Genomic DNA, 12,978 nt, shown 5'->3' with positions numbered 1-12,978 from the left:
TCCAGCGAAGTGCACGTTTGAATGTGGGCCAGCCCACGCGCCCGTGCGGGCCCTGTAAAGGACCTATCGGGACCTAGCGCGACAGCGCGGGCGTCAGCGCCTTCGGGTTCGCGATGCTGTCGTGCTTGCCGGCGAGGACGTCCAGGATGTTCTGGAACGCCGTGCGGAAGTAAAGCTCGTAGCTGTCGCGCTCGACGTAGCCGAGGTGCGGCGTGCAGATGCAGTTCTCCATGCGAAGCAGCGCGTGGCCCTGCAGGATCGGCTCCGACTCGAATACATCGACCGCCGCCATGCCAGGCCGGCCGCGATTGAGCGCCGCGACGAGCGCGTTCTCCTCGATCAGCTCGGCGCGGCTCGTGTTGACGAACAACGCGGTGGGCTTCATGCGCTGCAGATCCGCGAGCCGCACGATGCCGCGCGTCTCGTCGTTGAGCCGCAGATGCAGGCTCAGCACGTCGCTGTCCGCAAACAGCTGCTCGGCGGATTCGGCCACGTTGAGGCCATCGTCGCGTGCCGACTGCTGCGATCCTTCGCGGCCCCATACGAGCACGTTCATGCCGAACGCGCGGCCGTAACCGGCCAGCAGCTTGCCGATCTTGCCGTAGCCCCAGATGCCGAGCGTCTGCCCGCGCAGGACCTGGCCGAGGCCGAAATTCGGCGGCATCGTCGTCGACTTGAGGCCCGACTGCTGCCAGGCGCCATGCTTCAGGCTGGCGACGTACTGCGGAATCCGCCGCTGCGCGGCCATGATCAGCGCCCACGTCAGTTCGGCCGGCGCCACGGGCGACCCTGTGCCTTCCAGTACGACCACGCCGCGGTCGGTACAGGCGTCGAGGTCGATATGGCCGCCCGGGCCGCCCACGCGGCCGGTCTGGCTGATGATCTTGAGCTTGGGCAGCTTTTCCAGAAGCTGGCGCGTGACCCGGGTCCGCTCGCGGATCAGCACGAGCGCTTCCACATCGGACAGGCGGGCGGCCAGCTGGCCCACACCCTTGACGGTGTTGTTGAACACCTTGACGTCGTGGCCTTCCAGCAGCGCGAAGCAAGGCAGCTTGCGCACGGCGTCCTGGTAATCGTCGAGAACGGCAATCTTCATCGGTGACTCTTTGACTTCAGCGAAGCTTGGTGCGCCCGGCAACAGAACCGCGGCGCGCCGGACAGTATGGTTGGCATCCAGATCGCGCAGAACATGTTTGCCGGGCCTTTCGGGCCCTTCGACAATGCTGCGCAGCAAAAAACAGCGGGGTGCAGCAGTGGTATCCTTGCCCGCTCCTGTCGGCAATGCCCGATGGTCGAGCTTGCTCCCATCGGCGTAATGTCGCCGGACAAAGCTACGCGGAACCCGAGGACGGGCGAAGCGCAACTGTATCGCAGCCGCATGGGCCGCCGCGATATTTTGCGCGGGATTCGCCGTCCCGGAGTTGTAACGGGATGTGACGATTGCGATGCGATGTGCATCATGCCAAACACCCGCGCGGCTTTGCCAGAATTCTTTAGTCGCTTTGGAGCACCACAATGAACCACCCCACAATGCAAGGCACGCCGGCTCTCAATGTCCCGGCCTGGGTCAAGCACCAGAAGCTGATCTCCTGGGTCGCTGAAATCGCCGCGCTCACCAAACCCGACAACATCTACTGGTGCGACGGCTCGCAGGAGGAGTACGACCGCCTGTGCGACCAGATGGTCGCCGCCGGCACGATGCAGCGGCTGAACCCCGCCAAGCGCAAGAACTCGTTCCTCGCCCTGTCCGATCCGTCCGACGTCGCGCGCGTGGAAGACCGTACCTTCATCTGCACGGACAAGCAGGAAGACGCCGGCCCCACCAACAACTGGACCGCGCCGGCCGAAATGCGCCAGACGCTGAACGGCCTGTTCGACGGCTGCATGCGCGGCCGCACGCTCTACGTGGTGCCGTTCTCGATGGGCCCGCTGGGTTCGCCGATCGCCCACATCGGCGTCGAGCTTTCCGATTCCCCGTACGTCGCCGTGAACATGCGCATCATGACGCGCATGGGCCGCGCGGTGTACGACGTGCTGGGCACCGATGGCGAGTTCGTGCCGTGCGTGCATACCGTGGGCAAGCCGCTCGCCGCCGGCGAGAAGGACGTACCGTGGCCGTGCAACCCGACCAAGTACATCGTTCACTTCCCCACCACGCGCGAGATCTGGTCGTTCGGCTCCGGCTACGGCGGCAACGCGCTGCTCGGCAAGAAGTGCTTCGCGCTGCGGATCGCCTCGACGATGGGCCGCGACGAGGGCTGGCTGGCCGAGCACATGCTGATCCTCGGCGTGACCTCGCCGGAAGGCAAGAAGTACCACGTCGCCGCGGCATTCCCGTCGGCCTGCGGCAAGACGAACTTCGCGATGCTGATTCCGCCCAAGGGCTTCGAGGGCTGGAAGGTCACCACGATCGGTGACGACATCGCCTGGATCAAGCCGGGCCAGGACGGCCGCCTGTACGCGATCAATCCGGAAGCCGGCTACTTCGGCGTGGCCCCGGGCACGAGCGAGAAGACCAACTACAACGCGATGGCGACCCTCAAGGAAAACGTCATCTTCACCAACGTCGCGCTGACCGACGATGGCGACGTATGGTGGGAAGGCATGACCAAGGAAGCGCCCGCGCACCTGATCGACTGGCAGGGCAAGGACTGGACGCCGGCCATCGCGAAGGAGACCGGCGCCAAGGCCGCGCATCCGAACGCGCGCTTCACCGCACCGGCCTCGCAGTGCCCGTCCATCGACGAGAACTGGGACAACCCCGCCGGCGTCGCGATCGACGCGTTCATCTTCGGTGGCCGCCGCTCGACCACGGTGCCGCTCGTGACCGAAGCGCGCAACTGGACCGAAGGCGTGTACATGGCCGCGACGATGGGCTCGGAGACGACCGCGGCCGCCGCGGGCCAGCAGGGCGTGGTGCGCCGCGATCCGTTCGCGATGCTGCCGTTCTGCGGCTACAACATGGCCGACTACTTCGGTCACTGGCTCGCGCTGGGCAAGAAGCTCGAGGCATCGGGCGCCAGGCTGCCGAAGTTCTATTGCGTGAACTGGTTCCGCAAGGACGCGGACGGCAACTTCGTATGGCCGGGCTTCGGCGAGAACATGCGCGTGCTGTCGTGGATGATCGACCGCGTGGAAGGCAAGGGCCAGGGCGCCGAGCACGTGTTCGGCACGTCGCCGCGCTACGACGACCTCAACTGGAACGGCCTCGACTTCAACACCACGCAGTTCGATCAGGTCACGTCGATCGACGCCGATGCGTGGAAGCGTGAGCTCGCGCTGCACGAGGAGCTGTTCACGCAGCTGAAGCATCATCTGCCGCAGGAACTCGTGGACACCAAGGCTGCGCTGGAAAAGCGTCTCGGTTAATCCCGAACCGCCTCCCCCTCAGCCTCAGCCATGACAAAGGCCTCTCCCTCGGGAGAGGCCTTTTTGTTTAGCGGTACAGCACTTCGGGTAACCACAGCCCGATGCCGGGGAAGATATACAGCAGCGCCAGCGCGATCAGCTGAATCCCCATGAACGGCAGCATGCCGACGAAGATCTGATTCAGGGTTACGTGCGGCGGCGCCACGCCCTTCAGATAGAACGCGGCCATCGCCACTGGCGGCGAGAGAAACGCGGTCTGGAGATTCAGCGCGACAAGCAGGCCGAAGAACAGCGGATCGATGCCGAAGTTGTCGAGCAGCGGGATGAAGATCGGCATGAAGATGATGATGATCTCCGTCCATTCGAGCGGCCAGCCGAGCAGGAAGATGATGATCTGCGCGAGGATCATGAACTGCACGGGCGTCAGGTCCAGCGAGAGCACCCATTCCTCGACCAGCGCCTGCCCGCCGAGCAGCGCGAACGCCGCCGAGAAGATCGACGACCCCACGAATAGCCAGCACACCATCGCGCTCGTCTTCACGGTGAGGAACACCGACTCGCGCACGACGTTGTAGTTCAGCTGTCCATAGGCGGCGGCCAGCAACGCACCGCCGAGCGAACCCACCGCCGCGGCTTCCGTCGGCGTGGCGAGGCCGAACACGATCGATCCCAGCACCGCGATGATCATCACCGCGAGCGGAAAGAACGACGACAACAGCAGCTTGAAGATCTCGAGACGCGCGAAGTTGAAGTACCAGTAGAACACCGCGAGCCCGATGGCGGCCACGGCCAGCGTGATCCAGAACCACCGTGGCGCCGGCGTTGCGGGGACATCCGCCTGCGCCGCCGGCACGGACACGGCCGACGCCACATCCCGCGGCGTCGCGGGCTTCGGCGTGGCAACAGGGGGCGGCGCGAGTGTCTCGCCTTCGCTCGGCGGCGCCTGCAGTTCATCGAACGATGACGATGGCTCGCTGTCGGCGATCGCGCCCATCTCCACCGCGCCGCCGCTGCTTCCAGCGCTCCTGGGCGCCGTGACGGCGGCATACATCAGGCTCATGGCCACGGCGACCGCAAACGCGGGCATCAGCACCACCCCGAGCTGCCGGATGACGTAGCCCATCGGCACGTCGGCATTGCGGCGGCCCTTGAGCGCTCCCAACAGCGCGGGCAGTGCCCGGCGGCTCACGGTATCGCGCAACGTGGCCGCGAATGTCGTGAGCGGGATGACGCGATCCTCCGCCGCGAGCGGCGGTGCCAGCGATGGCTTGATCTTCGCGATGAGGATGGCGTAGAGGATATAGAGACCGGCAAGCATCAGCCCCGGAAAAAACGCTCCGGCATAAAGCTGTACCACCGAGACGCCCGCCGTCGCGCCATAGACGATCAGCAGCACGGATGGCGGGATCAGGATGCCGAGGCATCCGCCGGCCGTGACCGCGCCCGCGGACAACTGCGTGCTGTATCCCGCGCGCAGCATCGCGGGAAACGCGAGCAGCCCCATCAGCGTGACGACCGCGCCGACGATGCCCGTCGCCGTGGCAAACACCGCGCACGTGATCAGCGTGGCGACCGCCAGCGAGCCCGGCAGCCATGCCAGCGCCAGATGCAGGCTGCGGAACAGCTTCTCGATCAGGTTCGCGCGCTCGACCAGGTATCCCATGAACACGAACAGCGGGATGGAGATCAGCACGTCGTTGGTCATGACCGCGTACGCGCGCTGCACCATCAGGTCGAGCGTCTGCTCCACGGCGATGGCGGGATTCGCATGCCGGTATGCCAGCCACGCGAACAGCACGCCCATGCCCATCAGCGTGAACGCCGTGGGAAAGCCGAGCATGATCGCGACCACGATCAGCGCGAGCATCAGCAAGCCGAGATGCCCGTTGGTCCACATCGACGGCGCGGGCATGAACCACGCGACCGCCCCCACGATCAGCACCATCAGCGTGATACCGAACCACAGTTCCTTTCTCATCGCGGGTTGCTCTCCAGTGCCGAGGTCTTCGTGCCGGGAGCGCGCACCGCAGAAGTGTCGGCGGAAGTGTCGGCGGCACTCGCCAGCACCTCCTCCTTGCCCACCATCTGCTTGAGCTTGTCGACGTCGACCTCCTCCACGTCTTCCTCACGCCGCGGCCAGTCGCCATCCATGAGGCACAGCACGCAGCGGATGACCTCCGCCACGCCCTGCAGCAACAGCAGCGCGCCCGCCACCGGTATCACGGCCTTGAACGGATAGATCGGCGGACCGTCCGCGGCGATCGACGAATGCTCGTTCTGCGCGAGCGACACCTGGAAGAAATCCAGGCCCGCCCACGCAAGCGCGATCACGCCGGGAAAGAAGAATAGGAGATACAGCACGAGGTCGATGGCGGCCTGCGCGCGCGGCTGCAGAAAGCCATACAGGATGTCGCCCCGCACGTGGCCGCGCTTGGCGAGCGTGTAGGCGCCGCCGAGCATGAACAACGCGCCGTACAGCATGTTGCTGGCGTCGAAGACCCATGCGTGCGGCGTCCCGAGGGCGTAGCGCGAGAACACCTCGTAGCTGATCATCAGTGTAAGACCGACGATCAGCCACGAGGCGGCCTGTCCCACGAGGGTACTGATCTTGTCGATACCCAGCAGCAGTGTTTGCACGAGACCGCTCCGGTCAGCCGCTCTTCTTCGTGGAGAAGTAGTACGAGGAGGCCATTCGATAGTCGACGTTGGTGTCGTTCTGCCAGCGCGTGCTGCGCTGCGCGAACGCCTTCATCGACTCGTTGACCTTCTTGAACATCGGGTTTTCTTTCTCCTTGCGCGCGACGATCTCGTCCCACACCTTCAGTTGCGCCTGCAGCACGGAGCTCGGCGTCGCGTAGAACTTCACGCCCTGTTCCTGCAGCGCCTGATAGTCCTTCGAATAGCGGTCGATCGCCTTCATCGACATCTCGGCGGAGCTGGCATCGACGGCGTTGGCGATGACCGCGCGCAGCTTCGGCGAGAGCGCGTCGTAACGCTTCTTGTTGAACAGCACCTCGAACTGCTCCGAGCACTGGTGGAAGCTGCGTAGCATGCAGACCTTCGACACGTCGGGGAAGCCGAGCGCGCGGTCGGAGCTGGCGTTGTTGAACTCGGCCGCATCGAGCAGGCCGCGGTCCATCGCCGGCACGATCTCCGCGCCGGGCAACGCGTTCACGGCCGCGCCCAGCCCCGTGAAGATATCGATCGACAGTCCCACCGTGCGGAACTTGAGGCCCTTGAAGTCCTCGGGTTTCGTGATCGGCTTCTTGAACCAGCCAAGCGGCTGCGTCGGCATGGGCCCATACATGAAGGACACCACGTCCAGATTCAGGCTGCGGTAGATCTCTTCCTGCAGCTCCTTGCCCCCGCCGTACTTGTGCCAGGCCAGCAGCATGTTGCCGTCCATGCCCCATGCCGGTCCCGAACCCCAAAGCGCCAGCGCCGAGTTCTTGCCGTACCAGTACGCGATGACGCCGTGGCCGCCGTCGAGCGTGCCCTTGTTGACCGCGTCGATGAGGTCGAATGCCTTGACCACGGCGCCGGCGGGCAGCAGCTCGATGCGCAGCTCGCCGCCCGACATGTCGTTGACCTTCTTGACGAAGTCGCCCGCGAACTCGTGGAAGATGTCCTTGGTGGGCCAGGTGCTCTGCCACCGCATGCTGATGGGGCCCTGCGCCTTCACGATGGCGGGAAAGCCCAGCGTCGCCGCGCCCGTGGCCGCCGCGGCCGCGCCTCCGAGGAATCCGCGCCGCGATGCTGCGAGCCCGTCGTTGCCCGTGTTGGCGCGGGTGCCAGTGTCCGTACCCACGCTAACGTCCTTGCTGCCCTTGCGCCTTGCTGCCATGACTGTCTCCCCTGTCTGTTGGACCGACGACAAAATGCCTGGCCGTCTGCGTGCCGCGCGGGCATGCGCCAGCGCGGACGGCAAACGTCAACAATGGAACGGAAGAATCGGTGCGAGGCGCATGACGCGCGGCGGGTGAGCAGCGCGTGGAGACGTTAAAGGCAATCTCCGTGGCCTTTGGTTGTATTGATCTTAGGAAGCGCGCATCACGTCAACAATGTAGGGAATACCCTTCACGCCTGCCCGCTCTCGCGTTCGGCGCCCAATTGCTGCACTGCATATTTGACGAGGCCCGCGCGGCCTTCGATGCCGAGCTTGCGCTTGAGGTTGAGGCGATGCGTCTCCACCGTGCGCACGGAAACGCCGAGATTCGCGGCAATCTCCTTGTTGGCGAGACCGCGTCCGATGCCGTTGAGGATGTCGCGCTCGCGCGGCGTGAGCGCGTCAAGCGGGCTACCCGATTGCTCCGCCATCGCGCGCGCGATGCGCGCGCTGTAGAACACGCGGCCCGCGAGCACGGCGTGGATCGCCGCCAGCAGTTCGTCGGCTGGCGCGTCCTTGAGCACGTAGCCGCGCGCGCCCGCGCGCACGGCCTGCCGTACATATTCGAGGTTGTCGTGCATCGACACGATCAATACGGCGAGTTCCGGATACTGGTCGTGCAGCGCGCTCGCCAGCGCGATCCCACCCATGCCGCGCATGCCGATGTCGGTGATCACGAGTTCGGGACGCTGTGCCTCGTCCACGCGCGCGAGCCAGGCCAATGCCGCCTCGCCGTCGTCGGCTTCACCCACCACCTCCAGCCCAGGCTGCAGCGTCAGATGCATGCGCATGCCATCGCGCACGAGCGCGTGGTCGTCGATCAGCAGCACGCGCGCCGGCGCGGCGGTATCCGGAAACACGGTCATGACAGCGGGTGTTCGGTGGAGGCTTTGGAAAGGGAAGAGGCCGCGGTGGCGTCGCCCGCGCTAGCGTCACCCGCGAGAGCCACGCGCGGCAGCGTTGCCACGAGCCGCGTGCCGGCAAGCCCGGACGAGATGTCGAACGTGCCGCCGAGCGCGGCCATGCGCTCGCGCAGGTTGCGCAGTCCGATGCCGCGGTTCGGATCCGACTGCATGCGCGCGACATCGAAGCCCGCGCCATCGTCGCGTACGGTGAGGCGGGTGGCGTCCGCCGCGAAATCGAGGATCACGAACACGCGATGCGCATGCGCATGACGCTCGACGTTGGTCAGCGCCTCCTGCGCGATGCGGAAGAGCGCGGTGGCCTGTTCCTCGGGCAGCTCGCGCGGCGTGCCATGCTGCGTCACGTCGACCTGCAGCGTGCTGCCTTCCTGCATCTCGCGCGCAAGGTGCTGCAGGGCCGCATGCAGCCCGAGGTCGTCGAGCAGCGCGGGACGCAGGTTGCGCGCGACGCGGCGCACTTCGTTGAATACGGTATCGAGGCGGTTCAGCGCCATGCCAAGCACGGGTACGACGGACGCGCTCTCCGCCGGGGCGATACGCAGCCGGTTGGCCGCGGTCTCCAGCACGAGCTTCACGGACACCAGCAACTGGCTCACGCCGTCGTGCAGTTCGCGCGAGAGCCGCGCGCGTTCCTGTTCCTGCGATTGCACCACGCGCTGCGCGAGCTGCCGCAGCTTGGCATCGGCCTCGCGATGCTCGCTGACGTTCAGCGCCAGCCCGCTCGCGGCCACCAGCAGGATACTGATGGCCGCGATCACGCCGATCCACGCCATCGTGTCCCGGATATCGATGGCCGCGCGCGCGTCCAGCCGGCGCAGCGTCTCCTCGACGTCGTCGAGGTAGATACCGGTGCCGACCATCCAGTTCCATTCGGGCACCGACACCACGTATCCCAGCTTCGGCGCCACTTGCTGCGACGACGGCTTCTTCCACAGGTACCGCACGGAGCCGCCGCCCTTGGAAGCGGCCTCGATGAGCTTCTGGATCGTCAGCGCGCCCTGCGGGTCGCGCATGAGCCACAAGTCCTGCCCCACGAGCTCCGGCTGGCGCGGATGCATGAGGTTGCGGCCCTGCATGTCGTACAGGAAGAAGTAACCGTCCGGACCGTAGTCGAGCCGTGCCAGCGCCTCCATCGCGGCCTGGCGCGTGGCCGCGTCGTTGCGGCCCGACTGGAGCATCGGCGCGATGGTGCTCTGCGCGAGTTCCACGTAGTGCCGTAACTCCATTTCCTTGCTCTGGAGATACGCGGCCTCCACCAGCGCCCGCTCGTGCTGCGCCAGCGCGGTGGCCTGATAGCGCACGGCCAGCGCAATGCCGAGCATCGCCACCGCAAGTGGCGCAACGGCTAGTAACAGGATCTTCTGGCGGAGTTTCATGGAGACCGGGGGTAAACACCGACGCCCGCAAGGCCGCGTGCCATCGTCGGCCTGCGTAGTACTACGCAGGCGCGCTGCGTAGTTACGCGCTTGTGTGGGCGGGGGCGGGTAACAATACTACACGCCGTAAAAAGAGGAGACCTTTCACACATGAATCGCATTTCGGAACACCTCATGTGGCTGGCCGTCGCCGTCATCGGCGCATTTGCCTTCGCCACGGTCGCGCTGTCGCGCGGAGAGGCCGTCAGCGCGCTGTGGATCGTGGTGGCCGCGATCTGCATCTACCTGATCGCCTACCGCTACTACAGCCGCTTCATCGCCGACAAGGTGATGCAGCTCGACCCCCGGCGCATGACGCCCGCCTGGCGCCATAACGACGGCCTCGACTACGTACCGACCAACAAGGCGGTCCTGTTCGGCCACCACTTCGCCGCCATCGCCGGCGCCGGTCCGCTCGTCGGTCCCGTGCTGGCCGCGCAGATGGGCTACATGCCCGGCATGCTGTGGATTCTCGCGGGCGTGGTCTTCGCGGGCGCGGTGCAGGACTTCATGATCCTGTTCATCTCCACGCGCCGCGACGGCCGCTCGCTGGGCGACCTCGTCAAGTCCGAGATGGGCACGGTGCCCGGCATGATCGCGCTGTTCGGCTGCTTCATGATCATGATCATCATCCTCGCGGTGCTGGCCCTGATCGTCGTAAAGGCGCTGGCCGGATCGCCGTGGGGCACGTTCACCGTGGCCGTGACGATTCCCATCGCGCTGTTCATGGGCATCTACACGCGTTACCTGCGTCCGGGCCGCATCGGCGAAGTGTCCATCATCGGCTTCGTGCTGCTGATGCTCGCCATCGTCGGCGGCCAGTACGTGCATGAAAGCGCCACGCTCGCGCCGCTGTTCACGTACGACGGCAAGGCGCTCACGTGGATGCTGATCATCTACGGTTTCATCGCCGCCGTGCTGCCCGTGTGGCTGCTGCTCGCCCCGCGCGATTACCTGTCCACCTTCCTGAAGATCGGCACGATCATCGCGCTGGCGATCGGCATCGTGATCGTCGCGCCCGAACTCAAGATGCCCGCGTTCACGCAGTTCGCGCAGGGCAACGGTCCGGTGTGGTCGGGCAACCTGTTCCCGTTCCTCTTCATCACCATCGCGTGCGGCGCGGTGTCCGGCTTCCATGCGCTGATCTCGTCGGGCACCACGCCCAAGCTGCTCGAGAACGAATCGCACGCGCGCTTCATCGGCTACGGCGCGATGCTGGCGGAGTCGTTCGTCGCGATCATGGCGCTGGTCGCCGCCTCGGTGATCGAGCCCGGCGTGTACTTCGCGATGAACAGCCCGGCCGCCGTGATCGGCACCACGCCGGAAGCCGTCGCGCAGGCCGTCTCGACGTGGGGCTTCGTGATTACGCCCGACGTGCTGGTGCAGACCGCCAAGGACGTCGGCGAGCACACGATCATCTCGCGCGCCGGTGGCGCCCCGACGCTGGCCGTCGGCATTGCCCACATCCTGCATCAGGTGGTGGGCGGCCAGGCGATGATGGCGTTCTGGTACCACTTCGCGATCCTGTTCGAAGCGCTGTTCATCCTGACCGCCGTTGACGCGGGCACGCGTGCCGGCCGCTTCATGCTGCAGGATCTGCTCGGCAGCTTCGTGCCGTCGCTCAAGCGCACGGATTCGCTGCCCGCGAACCTGATCGCCACGGCGCTGACGGTCGCGGCCTGGGGCTACTTCCTCTACCAGGGCGTGGTCGATCCGCTGGGCGGCATCAACACGCTGTGGCCGCTGTTCGGCATCTCCAACCAGATGCTCGCCGCCGTCGCGCTGGTGCTCGGTACCTGCGTGCTGGTCAAGATGAAGCGCGGCCAGTACGCGTGGGTCACACTGGTCCCGACCGTGTGGCTGCTCATCTGCACGCTGACCGCCGGCTGGCAGAAGCTTTTCCACGCCGATCCGAAGGTCAGCTTCCTGACCCACGCGGCCAAGTTCAGCGACGCCATTGCCGAAGGCAAGGTGCTGGCGCCGGCCAAGTCGATGGAGCAGATGCACCGCATCGTCTTCAACGACTACCTCGACGCGGGCCTCTGCGCGCTGTTCATGTTCGTGGTGCTGTCGATCGTCGCGTACGGCTTCAAGACCGCGCTGCAGGCGCGCCAGGCCGCGCGCCCGACCGACCGCGAGACGCCGTTCGAACCGCTTCCCGCGGCCGCCTCGTCACAGCACTGATCGCAACACTGACCGGAGAATCGCCATGCTCGAGCAACTCGGCACCATGGGCCGCTATCTCGGCCAGTCGCTGCGGCTGATGGTCGGCCTGCCCGACTACCAGACGTACGTGGCCCACATGGAAGCCACGCATCCGGACCGCGAACCGATGACGTACGAGGCGTTCTTCCGCGAGCGTCAGGAGGCGCGCTACGGCGGCGGGCAGGGCAAGTGTTGCTGAGCCGGTAACCGGCTTCTCGTGGACCAGACGGCGGCCTTTGGGGGCCGCCGTTGTTTTTTTGTGTGGACATCCAAACGCAAAGCGGCGTAGAAACAACGTTTCTGTGGCAGGGTTACAGGGCTTACACCCCGTTACAGCAACGATTTAGCGCCTTATCTACACTCCGTTCCAGACAATCAATTAAGGAAAATACGATGTCTATCCAAACCGTTCGCAACCTGAGTCTGGCTCTGATTCTTTCGGCTTCCGCACTGCCGGCCCTTGCAGGCGGTGACCTGAACAATGCCCTCGGCGGCGGCCTCGGCGGCGTAGCCGGCGCGGCAGTCGGTGGCGCCCTCGGCGGCAGCACCGGTGCCGTGATCGGCGGCGCGGTCGGCGGTGGCGCCGGTGGCGCGCTCACGTCGAATCGCCGCGAGCGCACTGGCGCGATCATCGGCGGCGCACTGGGTGGCGGCGCTGGCACCGCGGCGGGCAACGCCGTGGGCGGCCGGACCGGCGGCCTCGTGGGCGCGGGTCTGGGCGGCGCGGCGGGTGCGGCGCTGGGTGGCAACGTATCGCGCAGCAACTCCTATGACGACGATCGCCGCTACTACAAGCGCAGCAAGCATCGCCGCCATCGTCACGACTGATCCGACTGATCCGTCAGGACGCGCGCCAAAGCAAAAGGCCGTACCCACTGGGTACGGCCTTTTTTTTCGACCGCGCGACGGCGGGCGGGGTGCGGATCAGCGCGCCGCGCCGTCCGTGAAGACGTCGAACTGACCGCGCATGCCGTCGGTGAACACATCGAATTGGCCCGCCTTCGCGCCGTCGGTGTAAACGTCGAACTGGCCGGCCTTGGCGAACGCGGGCGAGGCCGCAAGAGCCAGGAGGAAAGCAGGCACGAGGGCGGGGATGAGGGCGAAGCGCTTCATGAGGGATCCTGTGGACAAGTTCGGTCGCCATGCTGCGCTGCGACACACGGGTGGGCCGATATTAGGC

General features: G+C 66.0%; 11 protein-coding genes. 4 read left to right on the top strand and 7 right to left on the bottom strand.

The genetic code is table 11. The features are described from left to right. Positions 1-73: 73 nt before the first annotated feature. On the bottom strand, positions 74-1,096 hold the full coding sequence (locus tag KHP16_RS23575) for a D-2-hydroxyacid dehydrogenase family protein (protein ID WP_109582827.1): 1,023 nt from the start codon (positions 1,094-1,096) through the stop codon (positions 74-76). 419 nt (positions 1,097-1,515) lie between these two features. Between KHP16_RS23575 and KHP16_RS23570 the strand changes: the two genes are divergently transcribed. Next, positions 1,516-3,369, top strand: a complete 1,854-nt coding sequence (locus tag KHP16_RS23570; protein WP_109582485.1) for a phosphoenolpyruvate carboxykinase (GTP) — start codon at positions 1,516-1,518, stop codon at positions 3,367-3,369. Positions 3,370-3,436: 67 nt separating this feature from the next. Here KHP16_RS23570 and KHP16_RS23565 read toward each other — a convergent pair whose 3' ends face one another. From KHP16_RS23565 to KHP16_RS23545, 5 genes are all read right to left on the bottom strand, one after another. Then, entirely contained in the window at positions 3,437-5,347 is a 1,911-nt protein-coding gene (locus KHP16_RS23565) for a TRAP transporter large permease (protein ID WP_211961256.1), read from the bottom strand. Then, complete coding sequence (locus tag KHP16_RS23560) at positions 5,344-6,006, bottom strand: TRAP transporter small permease subunit (protein ID WP_109582487.1); 663 nt, start codon at positions 6,004-6,006, stop codon at positions 5,344-5,346. The genes KHP16_RS23565 and KHP16_RS23560 overlap by 4 nt, the downstream gene beginning before the upstream one ends. A 13-nt stretch (positions 6,007-6,019) precedes the next feature. Beyond that, the gene (locus KHP16_RS23555; protein WP_244836001.1) at positions 6,020-7,069 is read right to left on the bottom strand and encodes a TRAP transporter substrate-binding protein; all 1,050 of its coding nucleotides are present in this window, start codon (positions 7,067-7,069) and stop codon (positions 6,020-6,022) included. A 377-nt stretch (positions 7,070-7,446) separates the two neighbouring features. Next, on the bottom strand, positions 7,447-8,121 hold the full coding sequence (locus KHP16_RS23550) for a response regulator (protein ID WP_109582488.1): 675 nt from the start codon (positions 8,119-8,121) through the stop codon (positions 7,447-7,449). Next, positions 8,118-9,554 (bottom strand): cache domain-containing protein, encoded by a 1,437-nt coding sequence (locus KHP16_RS23545; RefSeq protein WP_109582489.1) that lies wholly within the window; start codon positions 9,552-9,554, stop codon positions 8,118-8,120. Before KHP16_RS23545 ends, KHP16_RS23550 begins: the two co-directional genes overlap by 4 nt. A 150-nt stretch (positions 9,555-9,704) precedes the next feature. Here KHP16_RS23545 and KHP16_RS23540 point away from each other — a divergent pair, with 150 nt between their 5' ends. The 3 genes from KHP16_RS23540 to KHP16_RS23530 all read left to right on the top strand — a co-directional run bounded on the left by KHP16_RS23540 (position 9,705) and on the right by KHP16_RS23530 (position 12,626). Further along, a complete protein-coding gene (locus KHP16_RS23540; RefSeq protein WP_109582490.1) occupies positions 9,705-11,777 on the top strand; it encodes a carbon starvation CstA family protein in 2,073 nt (690 codons plus the stop codon). A 25-nt stretch (positions 11,778-11,802) separates the two neighbouring features. After that, on the top strand, positions 11,803-11,997 hold the full coding sequence (locus KHP16_RS23535) for a YbdD/YjiX family protein (RefSeq protein ID WP_006162283.1): 195 nt from the start codon (positions 11,803-11,805) through the stop codon (positions 11,995-11,997). A gap of 194 nt (positions 11,998-12,191) precedes the next feature. Beyond that, positions 12,192-12,626 carry a hypothetical protein gene (locus tag KHP16_RS23530; RefSeq protein ID WP_109582492.1) on the top strand — a complete coding sequence of 145 codons (435 nt, stop codon included), beginning with the start codon at positions 12,192-12,194 and terminating at the stop codon, positions 12,624-12,626. Between the two features lie 96 nt (positions 12,627-12,722). Here the strand turns inward: KHP16_RS23530 and KHP16_RS23525 are convergent, their stop codons facing one another. Further along, entirely contained in the window at positions 12,723-12,911 is a 189-nt protein-coding gene (locus KHP16_RS23525; protein WP_115953981.1) for a hypothetical protein, read from the bottom strand. Positions 12,912-12,978 lie beyond the last annotated feature (67 nt).

This window comes from Cupriavidus plantarum (assembly GCF_905397285.1).
In the GTDB taxonomy this organism is placed as follows: Bacteria; Pseudomonadota; Gammaproteobacteria; order Burkholderiales; family Burkholderiaceae; genus Cupriavidus; species Cupriavidus plantarum.
Note: the sequence above shows the minus strand (reverse complement) of the source record. Positions and strands in the feature narration are given on the sequence as shown.